This window comes from Algoriphagus ornithinivorans (genome assembly GCF_900115305.1).
In the GTDB taxonomy this organism is placed as follows: domain Bacteria; phylum Bacteroidota; class Bacteroidia; order Cytophagales; family Cyclobacteriaceae; genus Algoriphagus; species Algoriphagus ornithinivorans.
Genome location: NZ_FOVW01000003.1, coordinates 135,873 through 161,015, shown reverse-complemented (window position 1 = coordinate 161,015; position 25,143 = coordinate 135,873). Strand labels below are relative to the sequence as shown.

The window sequence follows — 25,143 nt, the reverse complement described above, 5'->3', positions numbered from 1 at the left end:
CACCAATTTCAAATGTGGAACCATGAGCTGTTAGGTTTTTAGAAAATTTCACCAATTCTTCTAAACCACATTTTTTCTGAAAAACCAGGGCATTAAATCCTGAAAGACATATAAGTTTAGGTTTTTTATTTCCTTCAGTTCCCCTATTTTTGGGCTTTCTTTGAAACAAGCATAAGAACGTAAGTTTATGGCATATTTATTTACCTCAGAGTCAGTGTCTGAGGGTCATCCTGACAAAATCGCTGACCAGATTTCCGATGCGCTGATAGATAATTTTTTAGCCTTCGATCCCAATTCAAAAGTTGCATGTGAAACGCTCGTAACCACAGGTCAAGTAGTCTTGGCTGGCGAGGTGAAATCCGATATCTATTTGGATGTTCAAAAGATTGCCCGAGATGTGATCAACAGAATTGGATACACCAAAAGTGAATACATGTTTGAAGGTAACTCCTGTGGTGTGCTTTCTGCTATTCACGAGCAGTCTGCAGATATCAATCAAGGTGTGGACCGAGCTAATCCTGAAGAGCAGGGAGCAGGTGACCAAGGGATGATGTTTGGCTATGCTACCAATGAAACTGAAAACTTCATGCCTTTGGCTTTGGACCTTTCTCACATGATTTTGCGTGAATTGGCAGCCTTGAGAAGGGAAAATAAGGATATCACTTACTTACGCCCTGATTCCAAGGCACAGGTAACCATCGAATACAGTGACGATAACGTACCTCAGCGAATTGAAGCGATCGTTGTTTCCACTCAGCATGATGACTTTGATGAGGAAGAGGCTATGTTGGCAAAAATCAAATCGGACATCATCAGTATCTTGATACCGAGAGTGAAAGCTCAATTGAAGCCTGAGTTGCAAAAACTGTTCACCTCAGATATCAAATATCACATCAACCCAACCGGAAAATTCGTAATCGGTGGCCCTCATGGTGATACAGGATTGACGGGAAGAAAAATCATCGTAGATACTTACGGTGGAAAAGGAGCTCACGGTGGAGGGGCATTTTCCGGAAAAGATCCATCCAAAGTAGACCGTTCAGCAGCTTATGCTACTCGTCATATTGCCAAAAATATGGTAGCTGCGGGAATCGCTGACGAAATGTTGGTGCAAGTATCTTATGCCATTGGGGTTGCTGCTCCGATGGGAATTTATGTGAATACTTACGGAACCTCCAAAGTTGGTCTTTCCGATGGAGAGATTGCTAGAAAAGTAGAGGAGCTTTTTGATATGCGTCCTTATGCTATTGAGCAGAGACTTAAATTGAGAAACCCAATTTATGAAGAGACTGCTGCTTATGGACACATGGGACGTCAAAACGAGGTAGTAACCAAAACCTTTGTTTCTCCATATAGAGATGAGATTAAGCTGGATGTTGAGCTTTTCACTTGGGAGAAACTGGATTATGTAGAGAAGATTAAGGCTGCTTTTGGCATATAATCCAACTCAAAAAATATAATCGCAAAGCCTCGGGAAATCCCGGGGCTTTTGTTTTTAGTGCCCTATTTATTTTTATTTCAAAATACTTTTTCATCAATAAGCATAGGTTAAGGAAAGATGAAATCTAAAAATGGGGCTCAATTTTACTCCCTTTTTGCTTATATTTAGCTATCACCTTTTTGTTAAGGATTTATTCCTTTCATGTTTTTAACCTAAACCTACCATGGCAAAAACCATCATTGTATCCAATAGACTACCTATTTCCTTGCGTCATAGAAATGGACGCTTCGAATTCAAACCTTCAGCAGGAGGATTAGCTACCGGCCTGGGATCCATTTATAAATCAGGAGAAAACATCTGGATTGGCTGGCCAGGAAATACTGTAGATGATCCCGAACAGCGGGCTGAAATCATTCTGGAGCTTCATGATTTGAAAATGGCACCGGTTTTCCTTTCGAAGGAAGATGTGGAGCAGTTTTATGAAGGCTTTAGCAACGAAACCCTCTGGCCTGCTTTTCACTATTTTACTCAATACATGGTTTACAATGCAGAGCATTGGGAAGCATATAAAAGGGTAAATGAAAAATTTTGTGAAGCAATATTAAAAAAAGCTGATCCAGACGATACCATTTGGGTGCATGATTATCAGCTTTTGCTCTTGCCCAAAATGCTGAGAGAGGTTTTGCCAAATGCTACGATTGCATTTTTTCAGCATATTCCATTTCCTTCTTATGAAATCATCCGAATGATTCCTTGGAGAAGAGAATTGCTCGAGGGCGTCTGTGGAGCAGATTTGATAGGTTTCCATACATATGATGATATGCGTCACTTCCTGAGTGCGGTGGGTAGAATCACAGGGATGTCCAGCGAAAGCGGCTATATCCAGGCAGAAAATCGCATTATCAATGTAGACTCTTTCCCAATGGGGATTGATTATGACAAATTTGCGAAGCAGGCTAAAAGCAAAAAAACGCAGAATATTGTCAAGGAATTTAGAAAGCAAGTGGCTGATCAGAAGCTGATCATCACCATTGATAGATTGGATTATTCCAAAGGAATTCCTCAGCGCCTGGAAGCATTCAATAAATTGCTGAAAGACCATAAGGAGCTGCATGGCAAAGTCTCGATGATCATGATTGTGGTGCCGAGCAGAGACAAAGTTCAGTCGTACAAAGAGCTGAAAGAAGAGATTGATTTGTTGGTTGGTCGGATGAATTCTGATTACTCTACGTTGAATTGGGTACCAGTTCATTACTTCTACAGAGGATTCCCATTTGAGGAATTGAGTGCATTCTATAGCATGTCTGATATTGCTTTGGTGACTCCATTGAGAGATGGAATGAATCTGGTTTGTAAGGAGTTCGTAGCAAGCAAAACTGACCAAACCGGGGTGCTTATTTTGTCAGAAATGGCTGGAGCATCCAAGGAGTTACAGGACGCAGTTTTAGTCAACCCTAATGATCAACAGGGCGTGGTAGATGCCATTTATGAAGCATTGACCATGAAGCCTGCAGAGCAAAAGGCCCGTATCTCATCTATGCAGGAAAGCCTCAAAAAGTATGATATTTTTCAGTGGGTTAAAGTGTTCATGGATAGAATCGAACATGTCAAGCAAAAGCAAGCTGAATTGACGTCTAAGGACGTTGATACCAAAGTCATTAATGAAATTCAGAAAAGCTTCAAAGAGGCTAAAAAGCCTGTTTTATTCCTAGATTACGACGGTACCTTAACTGGCTTTGTAGCTAATCCTCAGGATGCCAAACCAGATGCTGAATTAAAAGCTATCGTGAAAGGTTTGAGCCAAAAAGCACAGGTGGTAATTATCTCTGGAAGAGATAAAGATACTTTGGGAACTTGGTTCAAAGGCTTTCATGTGGACATGATTGCGGAGCATGGGGTATGGGTGAAGCATAAAGAGAATAAAGGTGACTGGGAGCTTTATGCCGATGTGGATGATTCCTGGAAGGAAGATATTCGTTCTGTCATGGAATATTATGTTTTGCGAACTCCCGGAGCTTTCATAGAAGAGAAACATCATTCCCTAGTTTGGCATTACAGAAAGGTAGAAAGTGGCTTAGGAGATCTGCGAATGAGAGAGCTCTTTAGTCATTTGAAATATATGGCCAGAGGACATAATTTACAGGTCTTAGAAGGAAATATGGTCTTGGAGATCAAACGTCCTGATATCAATAAGGGTCGAGCTGCTACTGCCATGATGAAGGGCAATGAATATGACTTTATCTTGGCTATCGGTGATGATTGGACGGATGAGGACACATTTAAGGCAATGCCGAAAAATGCCTATTCAATCAGGGTTGGTTATGCTTATACCCAAGCTAATTATAATATCAAGTCCTTTAGACAAGTGAGAAATCTCTTGGGTAAATTGATTCAGTGAAATACGCTTCGCGAAATAAATTCTCCCGCAAAGAGGCCAAGTCGCGAAGAATTTTTGGTGAGTAAGGTAAATCCCGTAGGGATTTGAGCTTGGTAGCAAAATGTAAAGAGGATCCCCTCCATGCCGTAGGTATGGAAGAATTTGGAAATACGGGCTATGAAATAAAGAAATAAATCGAAATACGCTTCGCGAAATAAAGTCGGCTTCGCTTCCTGAAATAAATTCTCTCGCAAAGAGGCCAAGGCGCAAAGATTTATTTGTGAGTAAGATAAATCCCGTAGGGATTCAAGCTTGGTAGCAAAATGTAAATAAGGTTTCCTCCATGCCGTAGGTATGGAAGAATTTGGAGGTAACGGCCTTTGTAGCAAAAGAAATACGGTGGAAAAACAGCTTCGCGAAATAAAGTCGGCTTCTCCTCCTGAAATAAAATCTCTCGCAAAGTGGCCAAGTCGCAAAGATTTATTTCAAGTCCTAACTTTTATGAGACCGCTTCGTTTCTCGCGGTGACTGCATTATTTATGACTCGCAAGAGTCCCAAACTGCCTACTATTCTTCGCTTCTTCTACTTTTTGCTGGATATAATTTCTCCCGCAATGTGGCCAAGGTGCAAAGATCTTTTTTGGAGTAATCATAATCCCGTAGGGATTCAAGCCAGGTAGCAAAATGTAAGGAGGATCCCTTCCATGCCGTAGGTATGGAAGAATTTGAAAGTTCTGTCTTAGAAATAAAGAAATAAATCGAAATACGCTACGCGAATTAGAGTCGGCTTTGCCTCCTGAAATAAGCGCTTGCTTTCAATTTCAAACTTTGCTTCTTCCATTCTTTGCGGGATATAATTTCTCTCGCAAAGTGGCCAAGTCGCAAAGATTTATTTGAGAGTCGAAATAAATCCCATAGGGATTCAAGCTTGGTAGCAAAATGTAAAGAAAGAAGATTTCCTCCATGCCGTAGGTATGGAAGAATTTGGAAATACGGGCTATGAAATAAAGAAATAAATCGAAATACGCTACGCGAAATAGAGTCGGCTTTGCTTCCTGAAATAAGCGTTTGCTTTCAATTTCAAACTTTGCTTCTTCTATTCTTTGGGGATTAATTTCTCCCGCCAAGAGGCAAAGGCGCAAAGATATATTGGAGAGTAAAATAAATCCCGTAGGGATTTAAGCTTGGTAGCAAAATATAAAGAGGATCTCCTCCATGCCGTAGGTATGGAAGAATTTGGAGGTAACGGCCTCTGTAGCAAAAGAAATACGGTGGAAAAACAGCTTCGAGAAATAAAGTCGGCTTTGCCTCCTGAAATAAGCGCTTGCTTTCAGTTTCAAACTTTGCTTCTTCCATTCTTTGCGGGATTAATTTCTCCCGCCAAGAGGCAAAGGCGCAAAGATTTATTTGAAGTCTTAACCTTGATGAGACCGCTTCGTTTCTCGCGATGACGCCTCTATTTATAATTTAATTGCAAACTGCCTACTGCTTCTGCCTACTTCTCTTTGCGGGAGTCTTAACTTACCTATACTTCAAATACAAGTCATAGATAATCAGCATATCCAGATGACTAAATTCGGACTATTGATATTCTCCTTGGTAAAGTGAATTTTAAATGATTGAATAGCAGCCTGATGATTACTTATATCGTAACCAATGATCCTCAAAGCATCCAAAGCATTGAAGTTTTCAGGAAGTTTCCCTTCATATTCAGCTTGTAGTAATTTTTCATCATACCAATAACCAAATCCAGCCTCAGACAATCTTTTCCATGGGAAATAAACACTGGGATCAACTTTCCTTCCCGGTGCCAAATCCGCATGACCAATAAAATTGGCGGTAGGGATGTTATATTTTTCTTTCAGCGACTTCAGGACCTTGATCAGGCTTTCAATTTGCTCATCAGGAAAATATTCCGAACCATTATTATCCAACTCGATTCCTATAGAGGATGAGTTCAAATCTGTATCATTTCCCCATCTCCCTCTTCCCGCATGCCAGGATCGTAAATAATCATTCAGCATTTGCACCACTGTTCCATCTCTTCCTATCACATAGTGACTACTCACCTGTGTTCGGGTAAGAGTAAAAGTTTTAATGGTTTGAGCTAAAGAATCCTGCGCGGTATGATGGATTACCACAAAGTTTGGCCTGCGAATGCTAAAATTGGTGGTGCCTACCCACCGATCATTCAAGACTGTTGTATCTCTGGGGGATTTGATTTTAGTTTTAGGAACCTCTAATAAAGCCGAAGTGGCTTCTTTCACCTGTTTTTGGTGGGCCTTATTGTTTTGATGATAAATATCCCTTTTGCATGAAAGCAAGGTTAGATTAGAAAAAATCAATAAGACTAAATAAAGGCGTTTGGAAAGCATAGTTCAAATTTTTCACGAATCTACGAGATAGAAGTGCTAGCTACTAGAATATTTTGAAAGATGGTCGGATTCTATTCATAGAATAAATCTCTCGCAGCGGCGCAGCAACGCAATGATTGATTTGAGAGTCAAAGTAAATCCCGTAGGGATTTAAGCTAGGTAGTAAAATGTAAAGAAGATTTCCTCCATGCCGTAGGTATGGAAGAATTTGAAAGTTCTGTCTTAGAAATAAAGAAATAAATCGAAATACGCTACGCGAATTAGAGTCGGCTTTGCCTCCTGAAATAAGCGCTTGCTTTCAATTTCAAACTTTGCTTCTTCCATTCTTTGCGGGATATAATTTCTCTCGCCAAGAGGCAAAGTCGCAAAGATTTATTTCAAGTTCTAGCTTTGATGAGACCGCTTCGTTCCTCGCGGTGACGCCTCTATTTATAATTTAATTGCAAACTGCCTACTGCTTCTGCCTACTGTTCTTCGCCTCTTCCATTCTTTGCGGGAAATAAAGTCTCTCGCAAAGAGGCCAAGGCGCGAAGACATATTGTTGAGTAAAGTAAATCCCGTAGGGATTCAAGCTAGGTAGTAAAATGAAAAGAGGATCCCCTCCATGCCGTAGGTATGGAAGAATTTGAAAGTAATAGCTTCTGCTATTAAGAAATACAATTGAAATACACTACGCGAAATAAAGTCGGCTTCGCCTTCTGAAATAAATTCTCCCGCCAAGAGGCAAAGTCGCGAAGATTTATTTCAAGCCCTAACTTTGATGATACCGCTTCATTCCTCGCGGTGACGGCATTATTTATGACTCGCAAGAGTTCCAAACTGCTAGAGCCAACTGCCTACTGCCTACTGCCTCTGCCTACTATTCTTCGCCTCTTCCATTCTTTGCGGGATTAATTTCTCCCACCAAGAGGCAAAGTCGCGAAGATTTATTTCAAGCCCTAACTTTGATGAGACCGCTTCGTTCCTCGCGGCGACGGCATTATTTATGACTCGCAAGAGTTCCAAACTGCTAGAGCCAACTGCCTACTGCCTACTGCTTCTGCCTACTGTTCTTCGCCTCTTCCATTCTTTGCGGGAAATAAAATCTCTCCCAAGAGGCCAAGGCGCGAAGACATATTGTTGAGTAAAGTAAATCCCCTAGGGATTCAAGCTAGGTAGTAAAATGAAAAGACGATCCCCTCCATGCCGTAGGTATGGAAGAATTTGAAAGTACTGGCTTTGAAATAAAGAAATAAATCGAAATACGCTTCGCGAAATAAAGTCGGCTTCGCCTCCTGAAATAAGCACTTGCTTTCAATTTCAAACTTTGCTTCTTCCATTCTTTGCGGGATTAATTTCTCCCGCCAAGAGGCAAAGTCGCGAAGATTTATTTCAAGTTCTAACTTTGATGAGACCGCTTCGTTCCTCGCGGTGACGGCATTATTTATGACTCGCAAGAGTTCCAAACTGCTACAGCCAACTGCTTACTGCCAACTGCCTACTATTCTTCTCGGGTGAAAAAATAAGCATTACAGAAAATTCGGCATATCCAATCTCTTTCCTATCCTAAATGCAGCATTCATCAAACCCACATGAGAATAAGCCTGCGGGAAATTTCCCCATTGGCTTCCTGTAGCCTGATCCACATCCTCCGAAAACAGATTCAAATGATTGCAATACTTGGTCAAAGTTTCAAATCCCTGAATGGCCTCATCCAATCTATTTACACAAGCCAGTGCTTCGATATACCAAAATGCACAGATCAAAAACGTGGTTTCAGGCACACCAAAATCATCCATGTGCTTATAGCGATAGAAAAGAAAATCCTTTGCCAACAGTTCCTTCTCCAATTGCTTCAAGTGATTGTTGGCCCGCTCCAGATCGTCTCCGAAATAACCCATGGTAATTAATTGCAGAGTCGAGGCATCCATATGTTGGGCTCCTATTGCCTGAGCGTATGCTTTTTTATCAGGTAAATAACAGGCCTCAATCTTTTTCACTGCCTCTTCCCGAAGTGCTATGGCTTTTTGATACATCGCTTCATTCTTCATTCGAATACCGATTTTTGCGGCAGCACAGGCGCCTGCCCAGTGAAATAAAAAGGTATAACAATGCTCTTGAGCCAGATTTCTGAATTCCCACAATCCTGCATCTTTCTCATGCATGGTAGCCTCAATCTTATCCAAAAGATTCATAATCATGGGCTCAGAGTGACTCCGCTCAGACTCTGTAAATCTATGATCAGAGTATAGGGGAAGCAAAGAAACCAAAACCTGACCATAGAGATCATTCTGAATATGGGTATAGGCTTGATTACCAAATCTTACGGGCTTATTGCCTAAGTATCCATCCAAATCAGATATTTCCTCAACCAGCAATCCATGACCCGAAATAGAGTACAGTGGCTGATATCTACCTTCAGGCCCAACAGGTAGATTTTGGATGTATTCAAAATACTTTTCTAACTCTTCAAAGTGTCCCAGACTGTTGAAACAGGTCAGGGTATAGTAGGTATCACGAATCCAGCAATAGCGGTAATCCCAGTTTCTGGTAGAACCGGGGGATTCAGGTAATGAAGTGGTTGAAGCTGCGATAATCGCTCCGGTATCTTCAAATTGGTGAATTTTCAGAATCAAAGCGGATCTCAAAACCAGTCTTTGGTGAAAATTAGGGATGCTGGTAGATTTGACCCAAGCTTGCCAGTACTCACGGGTGGATTGCAAGAATCGCTCTGAGGTAGATTCTATCGGTGCTTCTAATGGTCTTCCGTAGGTAAGAACCAGGTAAACGGGTCTCTGGAGAGCAAAGGACTTTTTTTCGCAGACGTAAGTCAGTGGAGCATTGGTGGTGAGTCTCAACTCCTGATCAATTCCCATGTATCTGATATGATTGCTGCCTTGACTTGGAGTAAGCTGAATCTGACCCCGCTCAGTTACAGGCTGACACTCGATTCTTATCTTTGGTGATCCAGAAATAGGCTCCACCTTACGAATCAGCATCAGAGGCTTATAGTATCTATCATAGTTTTTGAAGCGCGGTGCAAAGTCCGTTACCTTATAGCTATCACTTCCATTTCTTACAATCGTTTCGAGAATGTTGGTGTTCTCCACATAAGTTTGTGTGGAAGTATAATCTCCGGATTCTGGCAGTACGGTAAATTTTCCGCCTTTTTTTCGGTCCAGCATTCCACCAAAAATAAAATCCGAATCAAATCGGGGCATGCAAAGCCAGGAAATATTGGTGTCTTTTTCGATATGGGCGATATAGGCACAGTTACCGATCAGGCCGGAGTCATAGGTATGTTTGCTCATAAGGTCTTAACTAAGGTTTGAAAAAAATAGTGCGGCTAATGGGTCATTAGCAAATAACTAAAAAAGGGGATAGGATGCAAAATTCCTTACATAGATCTGAAAATGTGATGCCAAGGTTCCATGATAAATTTGAGAATAAACAAAAGTCGATTTTTTTATTTTTACAGAACTTGCGAGCTATTTTTTGGCTTCATTCCAAAATATTTTTCCAATTGGCTCACTCGATAATTGGGATCCCCAAATTCGTATAAATCTAATATCTGGTTTTCTTCGACCAAAAAATGGAGTACGGTCTTATATTCCAAATCGACGTTGTCTAGCTGATTTATTTGAAAAAATTGGTCTTCAGGATCCAAGTATACTGGATAGGGAAAATCTTGCCTTTTGAAAAAAGAACGAAGCTGATCAGGACTATTTTTGCCATCTTTCCCTTTTCCTCCTAAATAAACAATCACGGAAAGATCCGGGTAGGATGCCGCAAAATCCTTCCAATTCACAATATTATCGGTAAATAAATAGGTGGAACTCTTAGCAATATTTACATAAAAAACAGCTTTCTCGTTGCAGTCTGGACAAGTGGGATTACCCTGATGAATGATTTCCAGATTATCAGGAAAAATCATTTTCTCCAGTTTTTTTTGACATGCAAAGAGAAGACAAAACAAGAAAAAACAGATTAAAACTTTATTCATCAAATTGGATCTTGGTTTGAAGAATTACTGGATAATCAAATTCCATCTCAGGAATTTGAGAATAGATTTGGTCCAATTGGGTTTTGGACAGCTCTTTCAAAATCACAGAACGATAAGTCAAAAACATGATTTGTCCCTCTTCAATCCCAATAGGATTATGATAGAGCATTTCTTCATTCCGGTTGGTGGATATTTTTTTGACTTTGTCCGTATTTTTGTCGATAAACACCAAGTCCTTGAAGACGCCTTCTGGTTTTTGAATATGAATGCTGAGAAGCATTAAATTTTCATCCTCAAATACCCCGTGTATATTGGCAAATCCAGTTTCACTCAATTTCCCAAAACTATCCATAATATCCTCCTGCCAAAAATATTCGGGAATCGAATATGAGCCAAAATCCATTTGAATCACCTTTTCTAAAGTGTCATTTTGAAAGCTGTAAACATAGGGCTGAAAAGACTCAATGATATGCAGATCTTTTCCGTTTCTGAAGAAATTGCGCTCCGTCATTGGCAAAAGTTTGTTTTTGTAAGTGTTCTCCAAAAAAGAAGAGATCACTTTTCCTTCTGAATCAGTTTTTACTAAGCGAAACTCAGTAAAAGGAAGATTATAACTTCCATAAAACAGATATTCCCCGGATGGCAATTTGGTAAAAGAACTTGCTAAATAATTTGTTTCAAAAACTTTATTTAACTCGCCAGACTCTGAGATATTATAAACTGTAGCGCGATCTCCTATACCAGAAAGGACTTCTATATTGCCATCGGGGTTGATAAAAAAGTCATCTAGTTTTTGTAAGGTGCCAGGCCCCTCACCAACTTGTCCTTGACTACCACGGTAGTTCCCATTTTTGTCAAAAAAATGAATCGCATCTTTCGAATTCTCATCCATCAAATAAAAGAAAGACCGGTCAAATCTGGCACGGATATCTAGGCCCATTAAGTTCTCAGAGCGCGTTTCAAGAGGAATAATATCTCGAATTTCTAAATTTTTTTTGTCGACCTGAGTAAGCTTATCTAGAACGATTGAGGGAATATTTTCTTCCGATGAATTATCGCAAGAAAAAAGAGAGAAAAGTAAAGTTATTACAAATAAATACTGGGTATATTTCATATTAGAAATGTAAATGGGCTGCCATTTTAACCTAGTAATCGTAATTGGATTACAGTGAAAAATGGCAGCATTAAATTTAGAATTATTTAGCAATTAAGGCACCCAATTTCATAGGCTGAACAACGAGAACTTGTAAATTTACCATCGCAATGGTAAACGGTATATCCACCATTACAAATTACCATCCGTTGATAACAACCACCACCTCCGCCCTCCATTCCAGGATCAGGCTCTTCTTGCTGTGCATTTACACTTACACCCGCAAATGCCATAGCCCCCAAAAAGGCTATTCCAAATAATACTTTTTTCATTTTGTTAAAGAATTAGAATTACTAAAAAGTTTTTGGCCCAAAAACGACTTCAACTCTGAAGCTGTAACTAATCTATTGTACTAGTTGGATTTTTCAAAACTAAGCAATTAAAAAATATCTAAAATTTACGTAGAAGGCATTTTTTTTTTTTTTGATCGGTAGCCTGATTGACCAAGGTTTGCTAAAAGTATAGTTTTTTAGCCTGAATATACTCTTCCACTTGTCTGGGCAAGAGGTATTTGACGGAATGTCCAGACTGAATAGAATCTCTGATAAAAGTAGCAGAGATGTCTAGTAATGGGGCATCTACTTCTTGGACAGAAGGATGGGTGAAATCTGTCTTTTCACCTGGACGGGGATAGACATAGACTTGATAATGCTCCAAAATCTGTTCATAGTTTTTCCACTTGCGGAGCTGTTTTAGATTATCTGAGCCTAAAAAAATACTGAAATTATGCTGTGGATACTGCTCACTGAGATAGGTCAAGGTATCTATTGTATAGCTGGGTCTCGGCATGTGAAATTCCACATCACTGGCCCTGAAATGAAAATTATCCTCGATTGCCAATTCAACCATGCGAAGCCGATCAAACTCATGGATGAGTGACTTTCTTTTTTTCAGGGGATTTTGGGGACTGACCACAAACCATACTTCATCTAAGTCGGTACGATCGTAGATGGTATTGGCAATGATGAGATGACCGATGTGAATGGGGTTGAAGCTACCGAAGAAGAGTCCGATATTCACGGCTTAAGAGGCTATAAATTCCCTGACCAATTGCTCTGCTTCCTGAGAGGATCTCTCAAAATCATCATTGAGGATACTGACGTCAAACTGTGGCTCAAATTTCATTTCAAATTCTGCTTTGAAAACTCTGCGGGAAAGAGATTCTTCAGTTTCCGTGCCTCTCTCATTCAGCCTTGACTTCAACACTTCAATGGAAGGGACTTTGACAAAAATAGCCAATGCCTGATCGCCGAAGTATTTTTTCAATGCCAATCCTCCTTTGACATCCACGTCAAAAATCACCGCCTTGCCGGAATCCCAGATGCGCTGAATTTCTTCTTTGAGCGTGCCATAAAAGTTTCCGGCATAGACTTCCTCCCATTCGATGAAGGCTCCTTCATCTATTTTTTTGATGAATTCTTCTTGGGTTAAAAAATAGTAATCTTTCCCATGAACTTCATGTCTGCCTCTTCTGTCTCTTGTGCAGGCAGAAATCGAAAATCCCAGATTGGGCACATGCTGGATCAGGTGCTTGACGAGCGAGGTTTTACCGGATCCTGAGGGTGCCGAAAAAATAATTGCTTTACCTTGAGTCATCCGGATTTATTTCACTTCCTGAATTTTTTCACGGATGCTTTTAGCCAATTCATTGGGGACAGCCTGTTTGGTGCACTTGTTTTTTAGCACTTCTCTGATGGCTTGCTCCAGATGAAAATGCTCAAAACAAGGTTGGCACTTTGCCAATTTTTCCTTGAGCACTTCCTTGCCCGGATCGCCCATTTCTCCGTCTAAAATACTTTCCAGCAGCTCAAAGCACTTGTTTACATCGCTGCATTCCATTTTCCGCTGCCCGGATGATTCTTGATTCATTTCCATGCGTATTCGATAATTATTCCTCCTCGTCCGTATTGTATCCCATATGCTGGGCATACCCTTTTAATTTTTCTTTCAGCAAATTTCTGGCTCTGTGGAGCCTTGATCGGACTGTTCCGATTGGAATATCCAAGATCTTGGCCATTTCTTCGTAAGTAAATCCTTCTAGGTCACACAAGATGATGACCGTTCTGAAATCTACCGCCAAACTGTTTAAAGCATTGGAAATCTCATCTCCCAGCATGTCTTTGACAGATTCTGCGCGGAGATCAGTGGTTCCCTGAAAGTCAACATCATCTGAGTTGTAATAAGTTTCAACTTCCTGATAATCTACTTTAGCAGGTTGCTTACTCTTCTTACGGTACTCGTTGATGAAACTGTTTTTCAGGATGCGAAACAGCCATGCTTTGGCATTGGTTCCCTGCTCAAACGAATTGATAAAACGATAGGCCTTCAGATAGGTGTCTTGCACCAAGTCTTTGGCATCATCCTCATCAAAGGTGAGTCGGTAGGCAAAGTTGTACATAGAGTCTATGTGAGGCATAAACTCCCCATCAAAGATGGAATTTTTCTCTTCCTGAGAATATTTTCTGCGCTGTACTTCCGACATAAGATTCAAAAGTAATGATCTGGTTAAATTATAACTAGGAATCGGGAAGTTTTCCCCGCTTTTCCTTTATTTTGTTGCTTCGAAAAGGCCTTATTGCCTCTAATCCTCCGATTTACTATGTTTTTCTTTCGGTTGCTGTCCCGACTTCCGCTGCCCATACTTTATCTGCTCACGGATTTTCTTTACCTGATTGCCAGGTTTGTAATTCGGTATAGAAAGAAGGTCATAGATGAGAATCTAATGCATGCTTTTCCCGAGCTATCAGATAGGGAGCGAAAAAAGGTCCGAAACCGATTTTACAGGAATTTTACTGACACATTTGCCGAAACGATCAAAATACTGACAATATCGGAGGCAGAATTCAGACAAAGATTCGCAATAGTCAATCAACCTGATCTGGACAAACCTGTTCAAAATGAGGTGAGTTCACTAATGATGGCAGGCCACATCTTCAATTGGGAAATGGGGGTAGTAGGTACAAATTTGTATTCCCAAGTACCGGTTGAGACAGTTTATCTCAAGGTCAACAATCCCTTTTTCAACGAACTGATGAAAAAAATCCGGACAAGATTTGGCGGATATGTGACCGAAAAAAAGGAGTTTAGAAGAGGGATGCTTACCTTGGGAAAAGATCCAAGGATTGTGCTCTTAGGCTCTGATCAGCGTCCTCCCTCATCAGAAAATCGCTATCAGCGGGAGTTCATGAACAGGCCGGCAGTGTTTTTTGAAGGAGCAGAGTTTCTCTCCAAAAAAATGAACTTACATGTTCACTACGGTAAAATGACCAAGGTCAAAAGAGGGCATTATCGCTATGAATATATACCTCTAGCGCAACCTCCTTTTGAGGGCCATGCTCCGCACTCCATCACGGATATGTTTTGTGAAATGCTGGAGCAAAATATCCGGGAGCAGCCGGACATGTATCTTTGGAGCCATAAGCGCTGGAAGATATAAGTTAATCGTTGGAAAGGGTGTAAGATTTGAAAATAAGGCTGAGATGAGAGTTTGGCCTTAGGTTTTTAATTGCCCGCGTCAATCGTAAATCGTATTTCGTATTTCAAAAATGGATTATCTCAAAGAACTTAACCCCCCGCAGCGGGAAGCAGTAGAACATACAGAAGGGCCGGTGATGATTATTGCGGGCGCAGGATCTGGAAAGACCCGGGTTTTGACCTATCGAATCGCTCACCTCATTTATGCAAGAGGTATAGATCCTTTTCAGATTTTATCGCTCACCTTCACCAATAAGGCAGCGGCAGAAATGAAGCACAGGATTGAGTCTTTGGTAGGGCTGGATGCGCGCAATACCTGGATGGGAACTTTTCACTCTGTTTTCGCTAAGATTTTGAGAGTTGAATCCGAAAAAATAGGCTATCCTTCCAATTTCACGATTTATGACACGGATGATTCAAAGTCTTTGATCCGTACCATCGTCAAAGAAATGCGATTGGATGATAAAGTCTACAAACCGGGAGTGGTACTTTCCCGAATTTCCGGGGCTAAAAACCGATTGATTTCCTGGCAGGCCTATCAAGCCGATCCTTTTGTCAAAGCGGATGATGAGGCAGCCATGAAACCCAAAATGGGAGATATTTATCAGCGCTACCAAGACCGACTTTTTAAAGCGGGAGCCATGGATTTTGATGATTTACTATTTAATACCAATGTGCTTTTCAGAGATCATATTGATGTGTTAAACAAATATCAGCAGCGCTTCAAATATGTCATGGTGGATGAGTTTCAGGATACCAACCTTTCGCAATACCTGATCACAAAAAAGTTGGCTGCAGTTCATCAAAATATCTGTGTGGTAGGAGATGATGCCCAAAGTATTTATGCTTTTCGCGGAGCGGATATCCAGAATATTCTCAATTTCGAAAAGGACTATCCAGATCTGATGGTGGTCAAATTGGAGCAGAATTATAGATCTACCAAGACTATCGTGGAGGCGGCTAACTCCATCATTGATAAAAATAAAGCACAACTGAAAAAGACCGTTTGGACTTCCAATCCTGACGGAGATCTGATCGAGCTGATCAAAGCAACTTCAGATAATGAGGAAGGGCGAATAGTTGCGACCACCATTTTCGAAGAAAAAAACAATAAAAAGCTTAATAACAGCGACTTTGCCATTCTTTACAGGACTAACTCTCAGTCTAGAGCTATAGAAGAAGCCCTGAGAAAGATGAATCTGACCTATAAGATTGTAGGAGGACTTTCATTCTATCAGCGTAAAGAAATCAAAGACTTGATGGCTTATATGCGATTTACCGTTAATCCGGTAGACGAAGAGGCCTTTAAGCGCATCATCAATTACCCCAAAAGAGGAATTGGAGATACCTCTCTGGAGAAAATTTTGGTTGCTGCCTACGATCATGATATGCCTTTGTGGGATGTGGTTCAAAATGCTCAAAATTTTTTACCCGGTCGAGCAGGAAGCTCGGTGGATGATTTTGCTACCATGATCAAAGCTTTTCAGATTGAAGTGGAGCGTAAAGACGCCTATGAAGCAGCCAATTCCATTGCGAAGCAAAGCGGTCTATTGAGAGAATTGTATGAGGATAAAACCATAGAAGGACTCAACAGATATGAAAACGTCCAGGAATTGCTCAATGCAATCAAAGAGTACGTGGACAATGAAGAAAATGAGGATAAAAGTCTGGGAGCATTTTTACAGGAAATTGCCCTCTTGACAGACAATGACCGGGACAAGGATACCACAGACGCAATCACCCTTATGACTATACACTCCTCCAAAGGACTGGAGTTTAAGCAGGTATTTGTGGTAGGGATGGAGGAGGATTTATTTCCTTCCCAAATGATGATGCAAAGCAGGGAAGACTTGGAAGAAGAACGAAGACTTTTCTACGTGGCGACCACCCGTGCGATGGAAAAATTATATCTTACCTATGCATTGACCCGTTATAGATTCGGGCGTTTGCTGAATTGTGAGCCTAGTAGATTCCTGGAAGAGGTTGATCCAAGCTGTATCAAAGTGAGTAAAAAACTTTCCGCGACCAGAGAGATGCCGGGAGCATTTAGACGGGAGGGTTTACCGGGAAGCAGTGCAGAAAGGCCGGGTTTCGTAGGCATTAAGAAAAAGCCGGAGTCCCGAGTACCTGCTCAAATGAAGATTCATACGCCAAGTCCTGACTTCAAACCAAGTAACACCAATAATTTACAGGCGGAACAACTGGTAGAGCATCCGAAGTTTGGTTTTGGAAAGGTTCAAAAGATTGAAGTTGAAGGTCTTAACAGAAAGGCTACGATTCAATTTGAACATTTTGGAGAGAAGACTTTATTACTTAGCTTTGCGAAGCTCAGAATTATTGACTAATTACCTATCTCTCTGCCTAATGGTGATTTTTTGTTACCTTTTAAGAGAATAAAAAAGAGAGCTAAAAGAGCGAAATAAAAGAAATTACTGATTTTGAAATCAAGCAGAGTTTAATAACCACGGATAGAAGTGGTTTTAAAATTGCAAGACTCTCCAGACATGCGCTATTTGAAGCGGATCATTTGGGGATTGGCCTGAGTCCTACAAGACGGATTCATGAGCCTCAAAAAGACAAATAAATACAAATGAAAGAATACGGAAAGAACATTCAAGGCTTGGTAGACCATGTCTGCGGCATTGAAGACAGGGAAAAGCGTACGGCAAGTGCCTACACAATTGTGGAAATCATCAAGCAGTTGAATCCCTCATTGAAGCAGGAAAATGACCAGAAGCTTTGGGATGATTTATACATCATGTCAGATTTTAGATTGGATGTAGATGGACCTTTCCCTATGCCTGAAAAGGAGCTCTTGGGCAAAAAACCTTTACCGGTAGGATATCCAAGAGGAGAAGTGAGATTCAAGCATTATGGCCGAAATATTGAAAAGCTGATTGAAAAGGCCATCGAGATTGAGGATGATGAGGAGCAGGAAACAGCCATTATCTATATCGGCCAGTTAATGAGAAGTTTTCATTCAACCTGGAACAGAGATAATTTCGACGATGGAATTATTTTGGATGATATCAAGACACTTTCCAAAGGAAAACTTCATATCGACCTGGATAAAGTAAAAGAAAACGGACTTTTTGAATCCAATACCAGAAGAGATTTCAAAGTGCCTACACATGAGCAATCCACTTCTAACGGGAAAAATAAACGCGGGAATAATAACCGTAGAAGAAATAACGGAGGACATAAAAAACGCAGAAACTAAATGGCATCTTTTCGAGTAAGAGGAGGAAATCAATTGAAAGGGGAAATCATCCCCCAAGGAGCAAAAAATGAAGCTTTGCAGATACTTTGTGCTGTATTGCTCACCTCTGAGAAAGTTACTATCCACAAAATCCCCGCTATTCGCGATGTCAACAAGCTGATAGAGTTGTTGGGAGATATGGGAGTGAAGGTCACCAAATTGGGACCTGAATCCTATTCTTTCAAGGCAGATGATGTCAACTTGGATTACTTGGAGACAGAAGATTTTTTAGCTAAAGCTTCAGCGTTGAGAGGCTCTGTCATGATTTTGGGTCCACTTTTGGCTCGGTTTGGAACGGGAAAATTATCCAAGCCAGGAGGTGATAAAATTGGGCGTAGAAGAATGGATACTCACTTTTATGGTTTCCAAAAATTGGGGGCCAAATTCCATTACGATGCCCAAAATGAGATTTTCCATATTGATGGAAAAAATCTTAAAGGTACCTACATGCTGCTGGATGAAGCATCTGTAACAGGTACAGCCAATATAGTAATGGCTGCGGTGATGGCCGAAGGAAAAACCACGATTTACAATGCTGCCTGTGAGCCATATCTACAGCAATTGTGCGAAATGCTCAACCGAATGGGTGCTAAAATCACCGGTGTTGGCTCCAATCTTTTGCATATTGAAGGAGTAGAAAAGCTGGGTGGAACAGAGCATACTATGCTGCCTGACATGATTGAAATTGGCTCATTCATAGGGATGGCAGCAATGACTCAATCTGAAATCACCATCAAAGATTGCCAGATTCACAGATTGGGAATCATTCCGGATACGTTCAAAAGAATGGGAATTCAGATGGAATTCAGAGGGGATGATATCTTTATTCCTGAGCAAAAACACTACGAAATAGAGACATTCATAGACGGCTCTATTTTAACCGTGGCAGATCAAATTTGGCCAGGTTTTACCCCGGATTTGCTTTCTATTGTTTTGGTAACTGCTACCCAAGCCAAAGGAACAGTTTTGGTTCATCAAAAGATGTTTGAATCCAGATTGTTCTTTGTGGATAAACTGATAGATATGGGTGCACAAATTATTCTTTGTGATCCACATAGAGCCACCGTGATTGGTTTGGATAGAAAATATCCATTAAAAGGAATCAGAATGACTTCTCCTGATATTCGTGCAGGGGTTGCCTTGTTGATTGCAGCCATGTCGGCAAATGGTACTTCTGTGATCGATAATATTGAGCAGATCGATAGAGGATATCAGTATATCGACAAACGCTTAAATGCTTTAGGAGCAGATATTGAAAGATTATAGTCTTTCAGCTTTTCCTCAAAATCTTAATCCCGAAGAAATACGCTTCGGGATTTTTTTTGTTCGATTCATACATTTATTACCTCCCGTCCTTTCCTGCAGGGAATTGTTTCCAATTTTTTATATCTTCTGAGAAATTTCTCAACCCAGATAACCTATGTCTAAAAAGAAACTCAGAAGCCAGGAATGGTATGGTCGAACCGGCAAGGACGGTTTTATCTATCGTTCATGGATGAAAAACCAAGGTCTTCCCCATCATCTTTTTGAGGGAGAAAAGCCGGTGATCGGAATTTGTAACACTTGGTCTGAATTTACCCCTTGTAATGCCCATTTTAGAGAATTAGCGGAATCCCTAAAGCAGGGTATTTGGGAGGCCGGGGGCTTCCCTTTGGAATTTCCCGTCATGTCTTTAGGTGAATGTTCCATCAAGCCCACAGCCATGCTTTTTAGAAATCTGGCATCCATGGATGTGGAGGAAAGTATAAGAGCCAACCCCATGGACGGTGTTGTCCTGATGTGTGGTTGTGATAAAACTACCCCCTCTTTGGTAATGGGTGCGGCCTCTGTGGATTTGCCGACTTTGGTGATTTCTGGAGGCCCCATGTTAGTCGGAAGATTTAAAGGCAAAAAGATAGGAACCTCAGATGTCTGGAGGTTTGCAGAAGATTATAAACTGGGGAAGCTTTCTCAGGAAGAATTTATAGAAGCTGAAGCCGCCATGTCCCGTTCCCGAGGGCATTGCGCTCCAATGGGTACCGCATCCACCATGGCAGCCATGGTAGAAGCTTTAGGTTTGGCTTTGCCAGATAATGCTACCATCCCAGCCGCTGATTCCAGAAGAAAAGTCTTGGCCCATATGGCCGGTATTCGGATCGTGGAAATGGTCAAGGAGGATTTAAAAATGAGTAAAGTTTTGACCAGGAAAGCTTTTGAAAATTCTATCATGGTCAATGCAGCTATTGGAGGCTCAACCAACTTTATTCTTCACCTTACAGCGATTGCCAAGCGAATCGGAGTGGATATTGATTTGACTGATTTTGACCATTTTTCTTCCAAAATACCTCTGATCGCTAATGTGCAGCCTTCAGGAGAACATTGGGTGGAGGATCTTTTTTATGCCGGAGGAATGCCAGCGGTCATGAAGGAAATAGAGTCCCATCTACACAGAGACTGTATCACAGTCAACGGGAGGACTATTGGAGAAAATATAGCTTCAGCAGAATGTTATGATAGAGATCTGATTGGTACGCTGACTAATCCGATCAAGCCAGAGTCAGGGATTGCAGTTTTGAAAGGAAATCTCTGTCCAAATGGAGCGGTTATCAAGCCTTCTGCAGCCAGTCCGCATTTATTGGTTCACAAAGGGAAGGCATTGGTTTTTGAAAACATCGACGAATACAAAGCGAGAATTGATAGCCCTGATTTGGAAGTGGATGAAAATACAGTTTTAGTGATGAAAAATGTAGGACCAAAGGGTTACCCGGGAATGCCGGAAGTGGGTAATATGGGCTTGCCAGCAAAGATTTTAGAGAAAGGGGTCAAAGATATGGTTCGAATTTCAGATGGCAGAATGAGCGGAACAGGCTATGGCACGGTAGTCCTTCATGTTTCGCCCGAGTCGGCCATTGGAGGACCATTAGCACTTGTGCAGACAGGTGATTGGATTGAGTTAAATGTTCCTGCGAGAAGTCTTAACCTCTTGATCAGTGAGGAAGAGTTTGAAAACCGAAGAAAGAATTTTCAGCCTACCCAACTTCCTTATGAGAGAGGTTATGTGAATTTATTTTTGGACAAAGTGAATCAGGCGCATGATGGGGTTGATTTTGATTTTCTGCAGGGGAGTTCAGGTTCTGAGGTAAAAAGAGATTCACATTAATCTGATTTACTATACCCTAAATAAATCTGGGGTACTGACCTAGAAACTATGAAAAAAGCGAAAGTAGCCATTGTCACCGGAGCAGGGCAAGGCATTGGCTTAGAGATCGCCCGAAAGTTGTCCAATCAAGGATCTCATGTGATTTTAAATGATTTGGAGAAAAGCTTGACTCAGGAAGCAGTTGCCACTCTTTCTCGCCAGGGTAAAGGTAAGGTCATTGGCTGTTCTGGAGATGCTGCTGATGAATCAGTGATTCAAGAAATGATTGAATTAGCTATCAATAATTTCGGTAGCGTAGATCAGGTTGTTGCGAATGCCGGGATTACTCTTTTCGGGAGTTTTTTGGACTATTCCAGCCAAGACTTCATGGAGGTCATGCGGGTTAATTTGTTGGGTTCATTTCTATTGACCCAAGCCAGTGCCCAGGTGATGAAAGAACAAGAAGAGGGAGGAGCCATATTATTGACATCTTCTGTTACTGCACATCAAAGTCATGAGAATTTATCCGCCTATGCCATGAGTAAGGCAGCTTTGGAAATGCTCGCCAAAAATTTGGTTTTGGAATTGGCTCCATTGGGAATACGGGTCAATGCAATCGCACCGGGCGCTACCTTGACAGAGCGAACTACTTCAGACCCTGATTATGCCAAGACTTGGTCCAAACAGACTCCTTTGGGTAGACCTGCTTCTGTGGAAGATATAGCCAATTCAGCAGTTTTTTTACTGTCTGATTCCGCAAGACATATTACCGGACAAACCTTAATCATTGATGGAGGCTGGACCTCCATTAGCCCTTCACCCTATGCCTGAAAATCACTCAATAGATGAGGGTAAATCCCTCAAATTGTATAAAAAGGCTCCTGCACCTTGGAAGCTGAAAGGTCAGGGAATTATTATGGTCTATCGCTTTTCCAAGAAATGGATAGAAGAGCATGCAGGATTACCTTTGCATCTGCAGGGAAAATATAAAGGCGGGTTGGGCTATGTAATGCTGGTCAATTACGAAGAAAGCCCAGTTGGACCGTATAAGGAATTATTACTCATTCCGGGGAAATTTAAAGGTTCGGGCAAGCAATCAATTACTAAAATCTATGTGGATTCCGAGTCCAGCACCCAAAATGGAAGAGCTAATTGGGGAATACCCAAAGAGACTGCGAAGATCCATTGGAATGAAGAGGGCAATACAACTTTGATCAGGGTTCAGTCCAAAGAGCTTGAATTATTTTCCTGCGAAGTCAAAAGCTTCGGATTCAGGTTTCCCGCCAGTACTGGGATTTTACCTATTGATTTGCATCAGCGCTGGGATGGAGTGGATTATTTCACCAAGCCGAGAGGAAGTGGCAAAGCCAAGCTGGCGAAGGTAAATGTCAAGCAGGTTCACCATGATTTTTTCCCGGATATCAGCTTACAGCGACCATTGTTTGTAGTGAAAATAGAACCCTTTCAAATATTTTTCCCCAAACCAACCTTTCATGAATAAGAGCTTTGCCAATTCTTTTGTCCTGGTAAGCGGGGCTGCTTCCGGAATAGGGAAGGAATTGGTTCAGCAACTTTATTTGGTTCAGGCAAAGATTTTGGCAGTAGATATAGATGCAGATGGCTTGCAGGAATTGAGGGCTCAACTTCCTGAAATTGAAATTTTGACTTTGGATCTTACAAAGGGAAAGGCATTGGAAGAAATAACTCTTTGGCTGGATAAAAACTGGAAGCAACTGGACTATTGCTTTGCCAATGCTGGGAAGGCCTATTATGAACCCTTTGAAAAGCAGGAATTAAACAAAATCGAAGAGCTTTTTCATCTCAATGTTTTTGCTGTATTGGAATTGGGGATTGTTCTAAGACAAAAATTCCCTAGTCTATATCTAACCATTACTTGTTCGGCGATGGCATATTGGCCATTGCCCGGGTATGGGATTTATTCTGCCACCAAATCCTCCCTTTTGGCTTGGGCTCAGACAGTTTGGTTAGAGTCAGATGAACAATGGTTGAGTTTGGCTTTTCCCATTGCAACCCAGAGCAAATTTTTTGATCAGGCGGGACAAGGAATACCAAGACCATTTCCTTCTCAAAAAGCCGATCAAGTCGCGGATAAGATTCTTAGAGGTGTCAAAAAACGTCAAAAAAAGATTTTTCCTTCCGCTTTGTTTCGAGTTTTACTTTATTTAAATCGGTATTTGTTGATAATCAAACCTATATATCAATATTATGAGCTTAGGAAATTCAAAAAATGGATAAAAAAACAATCCAATTCCTGACTCTGTTATCTTTGAATAAAAACCACCTTTGACAATGAAAAAAATCACACTGATTGTTTGTGCAGTTTTAGCCTTTGCCTCTTGCCAACAAAAGGAAGTAGTAGAGGATACCCTTCCTATGAAAGTAGCAAAAGCCTACGGATTTGATAATTTTGACCAGGTAAACAGCATAGCTTATACTTGGAATGTACAGCGGGATTCTATCAACGTGTTTACTCGGGATTGGAAATGGAATCTGAGAGAAAATACGGTTTATTATTCCGGGCCTGATACCACCATGACTTATTCTTTGGATGCCGACTCTTTGCCTCCAGTGGACCGTGGCTTTATCAATGATAAATACTGGATGATGTATCCTTTCCAATTGGCTTGGGATACTGGCTATACTTGGGATTCAGAAGAGAATGTTGCTTCTCCAATAGCAGGTACGAATGCTACCAAGCTTACAATTGTGTATAATTCTGAAGATGGCTACACACCGGGCGATGCTTACGATTTGTATTTGGATGAGAATTATAAAATTTTGGAATGGACCTTCCGAAAAGGCAATGGACCTGATGGTCGTACATGGACTTGGGAAAATGAGCAGTCCTTCGGGCCTATCACCATGGCTACTGATCACAAGGGACAAGATGGTCAACGGGTGATTTGGTTTACCAATGTAAAAGTGGATTAAAAGATAAAGGGGCGGATTTTTCAATTCGCCCCTTTTCTATTCTTAAAAGCCTTAATTTTTTTCAAATGCTTTTTCTACTTCACCTTTTAGATTTTTCCACTCTTTTTCGATTTCTGCGGTGGTTTTATTAACCGACTTTTTAACATCGCTCCAAGTATTTTCACTCGCTTTTTGGATGTCATCCATTGCCTTTTCCAAGTCTGATTTTTCACCCCTAAGCTCCTCTTGCATTTCCTCTATTTCAGCCTGCATTTCTGCATCAGCTTTCTCTTTTTTGGCCTCCAATTCTGCGATTTGCTTATCAATATCCGCCTGAATTCTTTCTAGCTCTTTTCTAAGTTCAGACTTCTCTTCTTCAAGATTTACTTCCACTTCTATCACCTCTTCGTTTTCAGTCGATTTTTCTCCGCAGGAAGCCAAGCCAAAGCTGACAGTCAATGCGGATGCGATAGCAAAAATTCTCGTTTTCATGATTTTATGTTTTAGTTTAAAATAGAAATTGATTGGTATTAGAATTTTCTTAATTCTTCTTTGATTTCATCGGTGGTCTTACCCAGCCTCTTCTCCAACCTCAAAAAAAGCTCTTCATCTCTGCCTCTAATATAACTTAAATCTTCTTCGGTAAGGCTAGGGTGATGGGCTTTTAATTTTGTTTTTACCTCATCCCAATAGCTTGCCAGTATATGTTGCAAATCTATATTCATCATAAAAATTTCCTTGGTATGGATTGGGTAAAGAAAAGCCAAAGTGGGTGCCAAGTGCGAAATGGGGCATTTTGAGAGTTAAAATCACAAATTGTATGAATCAAGTGGGGAAAAAAGTAGCAGATTGGTGAAAATAGCCCCCTGGTTTTTGAGAGAAATTATTTGCGATAATTCATTTCGGACTAATTTTTCTTGTAAAAATACCTTTTATTTGAGCCGTTAAACTAAATCATTGTTATGAAATCGAGCACAACGAGAACGACACACACTGGTATGCCCCGATATATTGGGGAAACTGTGCGACCTGC

The 25,143-nt window shown here is 40.9% G+C and carries 23 protein-coding genes; 11 read left to right on the top strand and 12 right to left on the bottom strand.

What is annotated here, in order from left to right:
- Positions 1-187 precede the first annotated feature (187 nt).
- Together metK and BM073_RS05095 are read left to right on the top strand one after the other, a co-directional pair.
- Positions 188-1,441, top strand: a complete 1,254-nt coding sequence (gene metK / locus BM073_RS05100; protein WP_091651373.1) for a methionine adenosyltransferase — start codon at positions 188-190, stop codon at positions 1,439-1,441.
- A gap of 223 nt (positions 1,442-1,664) precedes the next feature.
- Positions 1,665-3,839, top strand: a complete 2,175-nt coding sequence (locus BM073_RS05095; protein WP_091651370.1) for a bifunctional alpha,alpha-trehalose-phosphate synthase (UDP-forming)/trehalose-phosphatase — start codon at positions 1,665-1,667, stop codon at positions 3,837-3,839.
- A gap of 1,532 nt (positions 3,840-5,371) precedes the next feature.
- Here the strand turns inward: BM073_RS05095 and BM073_RS05075 are convergent.
- From BM073_RS05075 to BM073_RS05035, 10 genes are all read right to left on the bottom strand, one after another.
- Positions 5,372-6,193: an N-acetylmuramoyl-L-alanine amidase gene (locus BM073_RS05075; RefSeq protein WP_245756370.1), complete on the bottom strand. Its 822-nt coding sequence runs from the start codon at positions 6,191-6,193 to the stop codon at positions 5,372-5,374.
- Positions 6,194-7,338: 1,145 nt separating this feature from the next.
- A complete protein-coding gene (locus BM073_RS18025) occupies positions 7,339-7,512 on the bottom strand; it encodes a hypothetical protein (RefSeq protein ID WP_175557849.1) in 174 nt (57 codons plus the stop codon).
- A 189-nt stretch (positions 7,513-7,701) separates the two neighbouring features.
- Positions 7,702-9,483: a glycoside hydrolase family 15 protein gene (locus BM073_RS05070; protein WP_091651359.1), complete on the bottom strand. Its 1,782-nt coding sequence runs from the start codon at positions 9,481-9,483 to the stop codon at positions 7,702-7,704.
- A gap of 161 nt (positions 9,484-9,644) precedes the next feature.
- Positions 9,645-10,106 (bottom strand): thioredoxin domain-containing protein, encoded by a 462-nt coding sequence (locus BM073_RS05065; RefSeq protein WP_139217442.1) that lies wholly within the window; start codon positions 10,104-10,106, stop codon positions 9,645-9,647.
- Positions 10,107-10,167: 61 nt separating this feature from the next.
- Complete coding sequence (locus tag BM073_RS05060) at positions 10,168-11,289, bottom strand: DUF4934 domain-containing protein (protein ID WP_091651353.1); 1,122 nt, start codon at positions 11,287-11,289, stop codon at positions 10,168-10,170.
- 86 nt (positions 11,290-11,375) lie between these two features.
- Positions 11,376-11,600 carry a hypothetical protein gene (locus BM073_RS05055; RefSeq protein WP_091651350.1) on the bottom strand — a complete coding sequence of 75 codons (225 nt, stop codon included), beginning with the start codon at positions 11,598-11,600 and terminating at the stop codon, positions 11,376-11,378.
- A gap of 181 nt (positions 11,601-11,781) precedes the next feature.
- A complete protein-coding gene (gene nadD / locus BM073_RS05050) occupies positions 11,782-12,348 on the bottom strand; it encodes a nicotinate (nicotinamide) nucleotide adenylyltransferase (RefSeq protein ID WP_091651348.1) in 567 nt (188 codons plus the stop codon).
- Positions 12,349-12,351: 3 nt separating this feature from the next.
- Positions 12,352-12,924: a guanylate kinase gene (gmk, locus tag BM073_RS05045; protein WP_091651345.1), complete on the bottom strand. Its 573-nt coding sequence runs from the start codon at positions 12,922-12,924 to the stop codon at positions 12,352-12,354.
- 6 nt (positions 12,925-12,930) lie between these two features.
- A complete protein-coding gene (locus BM073_RS05040; protein ID WP_091651343.1) occupies positions 12,931-13,203 on the bottom strand; it encodes a mycothiol system anti-sigma-R factor in 273 nt (90 codons plus the stop codon).
- A 13-nt stretch (positions 13,204-13,216) separates the two neighbouring features.
- The gene (locus BM073_RS05035; protein ID WP_091651340.1) at positions 13,217-13,810 is read right to left on the bottom strand and encodes a sigma-70 family RNA polymerase sigma factor; all 594 of its coding nucleotides are present in this window, start codon (positions 13,808-13,810) and stop codon (positions 13,217-13,219) included.
- A gap of 117 nt (positions 13,811-13,927) precedes the next feature.
- Here BM073_RS05035 and BM073_RS05030 point away from each other — a divergent pair, with 117 nt between their 5' ends.
- The 9 genes from BM073_RS05030 to BM073_RS04990 all read left to right on the top strand — a co-directional run bounded on the left by BM073_RS05030 (position 13,928) and on the right by BM073_RS04990 (position 24,131).
- Positions 13,928-14,764 carry a lysophospholipid acyltransferase family protein gene (locus tag BM073_RS05030; protein WP_091651338.1) on the top strand — a complete coding sequence of 279 codons (837 nt, stop codon included), beginning with the start codon at positions 13,928-13,930 and terminating at the stop codon, positions 14,762-14,764.
- Positions 14,765-14,873: 109 nt separating this feature from the next.
- On the top strand, positions 14,874-17,147 hold the full coding sequence (locus tag BM073_RS05025; protein ID WP_091651335.1) for an ATP-dependent helicase: 2,274 nt from the start codon (positions 14,874-14,876) through the stop codon (positions 17,145-17,147).
- A 245-nt stretch (positions 17,148-17,392) separates the two neighbouring features.
- Positions 17,393-18,022 carry a DUF4290 domain-containing protein gene (locus BM073_RS05020; protein WP_091651332.1) on the top strand — a complete coding sequence of 210 codons (630 nt, stop codon included), beginning with the start codon at positions 17,393-17,395 and terminating at the stop codon, positions 18,020-18,022.
- Positions 18,023-19,327, top strand: a complete 1,305-nt coding sequence (murA, locus tag BM073_RS05015; RefSeq protein WP_091651329.1) for a UDP-N-acetylglucosamine 1-carboxyvinyltransferase — start codon at positions 18,023-18,025, stop codon at positions 19,325-19,327.
- A 154-nt stretch (positions 19,328-19,481) separates the two neighbouring features.
- A complete protein-coding gene (locus BM073_RS05010) occupies positions 19,482-21,200 on the top strand; it encodes an IlvD/Edd family dehydratase (RefSeq protein WP_091651326.1) in 1,719 nt (572 codons plus the stop codon).
- Positions 21,201-21,248: 48 nt separating this feature from the next.
- Positions 21,249-22,010 carry an SDR family NAD(P)-dependent oxidoreductase gene (locus BM073_RS05005; RefSeq protein WP_091651324.1) on the top strand — a complete coding sequence of 254 codons (762 nt, stop codon included), beginning with the start codon at positions 21,249-21,251 and terminating at the stop codon, positions 22,008-22,010.
- Complete coding sequence (locus tag BM073_RS05000) at positions 21,970-22,680, top strand: acetoacetate decarboxylase family protein (RefSeq protein ID WP_245756369.1); 711 nt, start codon at positions 21,970-21,972, stop codon at positions 22,678-22,680. The genes BM073_RS05005 and BM073_RS05000 overlap by 41 nt, the downstream gene beginning before the upstream one ends.
- Positions 22,673-23,455, top strand: a complete 783-nt coding sequence (locus BM073_RS04995) for an SDR family NAD(P)-dependent oxidoreductase (protein ID WP_091651319.1) — start codon at positions 22,673-22,675, stop codon at positions 23,453-23,455. Before BM073_RS05000 ends, BM073_RS04995 begins: the two co-directional genes overlap by 8 nt.
- 34 nt (positions 23,456-23,489) lie before the next feature.
- A complete protein-coding gene (locus BM073_RS04990) occupies positions 23,490-24,131 on the top strand; it encodes a hypothetical protein (RefSeq protein ID WP_091651316.1) in 642 nt (213 codons plus the stop codon).
- 51 nt (positions 24,132-24,182) lie between these two features.
- On the opposite strand, the gene BM073_RS04985 is transcribed toward BM073_RS04990, so the two are convergent.
- Together BM073_RS04985 and BM073_RS04980 are read right to left on the bottom strand one after the other, a co-directional pair.
- Positions 24,183-24,602, bottom strand: coding sequence for a sll1863 family stress response protein (locus BM073_RS04985; protein ID WP_091651313.1), 420 nt, complete (start codon positions 24,600-24,602; stop codon positions 24,183-24,185).
- Positions 24,603-24,640: 38 nt separating this feature from the next.
- Positions 24,641-24,838 (bottom strand): hypothetical protein, encoded by a 198-nt coding sequence (locus BM073_RS04980; protein WP_217643090.1) that lies wholly within the window; start codon positions 24,836-24,838, stop codon positions 24,641-24,643.
- Positions 24,839-25,143 lie beyond the last annotated feature (305 nt).

Bases quoted from the DNA above. Each gene is read 5' to 3' on its own strand.
- BM073_RS05070 (WP_091651359.1), bottom strand. From the start codon at position 9,483: ATGAGCAAACATACCTATGACTCCGGCCTGATCGGTAACTGTGCCTAT.
- BM073_RS05060 (WP_091651353.1), bottom strand. From the start codon at position 11,289: ATGAAATATACCCAGTATTTATTTGTAATAACTTTACTTTTCTCTCTT.
- murA (WP_091651329.1), top strand. From the start codon at position 18,023: ATGGCATCTTTTCGAGTAAGAGGAGGAAATCAATTGAAAGGGGAAATC.
- BM073_RS05055 (WP_091651350.1), bottom strand. From the start codon at position 11,600: ATGAAAAAAGTATTATTTGGAATAGCCTTTTTGGGGGCTATGGCATTT.
- BM073_RS04990 (WP_091651316.1), top strand. From the start codon at position 23,490: ATGAAAAAAATCACACTGATTGTTTGTGCAGTTTTAGCCTTTGCCTCT.
- BM073_RS05025 (WP_091651335.1), top strand. From the start codon at position 14,874: ATGGATTATCTCAAAGAACTTAACCCCCCGCAGCGGGAAGCAGTAGAA.
- BM073_RS05065 (WP_139217442.1), bottom strand. From the start codon at position 10,106: ATGATTTTTCCTGATAATCTGGAAATCATTCATCAGGGTAATCCCACT.
- BM073_RS05010 (WP_091651326.1), top strand. From the start codon at position 19,482: ATGTCTAAAAAGAAACTCAGAAGCCAGGAATGGTATGGTCGAACCGGC.
- BM073_RS05005 (WP_091651324.1), top strand. From the start codon at position 21,249: ATGAAAAAAGCGAAAGTAGCCATTGTCACCGGAGCAGGGCAAGGCATT.
- BM073_RS05035 (WP_091651340.1), bottom strand. From the start codon at position 13,810: ATGTCGGAAGTACAGCGCAGAAAATATTCTCAGGAAGAGAAAAATTCC.
- metK (WP_091651373.1), top strand. From the start codon at position 188: ATGGCATATTTATTTACCTCAGAGTCAGTGTCTGAGGGTCATCCTGAC.
- gmk (WP_091651345.1), bottom strand. From the start codon at position 12,924: ATGACTCAAGGTAAAGCAATTATTTTTTCGGCACCCTCAGGATCCGGT.
- BM073_RS05095 (WP_091651370.1), top strand. From the start codon at position 1,665: ATGGCAAAAACCATCATTGTATCCAATAGACTACCTATTTCCTTGCGT.
- BM073_RS05040 (WP_091651343.1), bottom strand. From the start codon at position 13,203: ATGGAAATGAATCAAGAATCATCCGGGCAGCGGAAAATGGAATGCAGC.
- BM073_RS05020 (WP_091651332.1), top strand. From the start codon at position 17,393: ATGAAAGAATACGGAAAGAACATTCAAGGCTTGGTAGACCATGTCTGC.
- BM073_RS05030 (WP_091651338.1), top strand. From the start codon at position 13,928: ATGTTTTTCTTTCGGTTGCTGTCCCGACTTCCGCTGCCCATACTTTAT.
- BM073_RS05000 (WP_245756369.1), top strand. From the start codon at position 21,970: ATGGAGGCTGGACCTCCATTAGCCCTTCACCCTATGCCTGAAAATCAC.
- BM073_RS18025 (WP_175557849.1), bottom strand. From the start codon at position 7,512: ATGGAAGAAGCAAAGTTTGAAATTGAAAGCAAGTGCTTATTTCAGGAG.
- BM073_RS04980 (WP_217643090.1), bottom strand. From the start codon at position 24,838: ATGATGAATATAGATTTGCAACATATACTGGCAAGCTATTGGGATGAG.
- BM073_RS05075 (WP_245756370.1), bottom strand. From the start codon at position 6,193: ATGCTTTCCAAACGCCTTTATTTAGTCTTATTGATTTTTTCTAATCTA.
- BM073_RS04995 (WP_091651319.1), top strand. From the start codon at position 22,673: ATGAATAAGAGCTTTGCCAATTCTTTTGTCCTGGTAAGCGGGGCTGCT.
- BM073_RS04985 (WP_091651313.1), bottom strand. From the start codon at position 24,602: ATGAAAACGAGAATTTTTGCTATCGCATCCGCATTGACTGTCAGCTTT.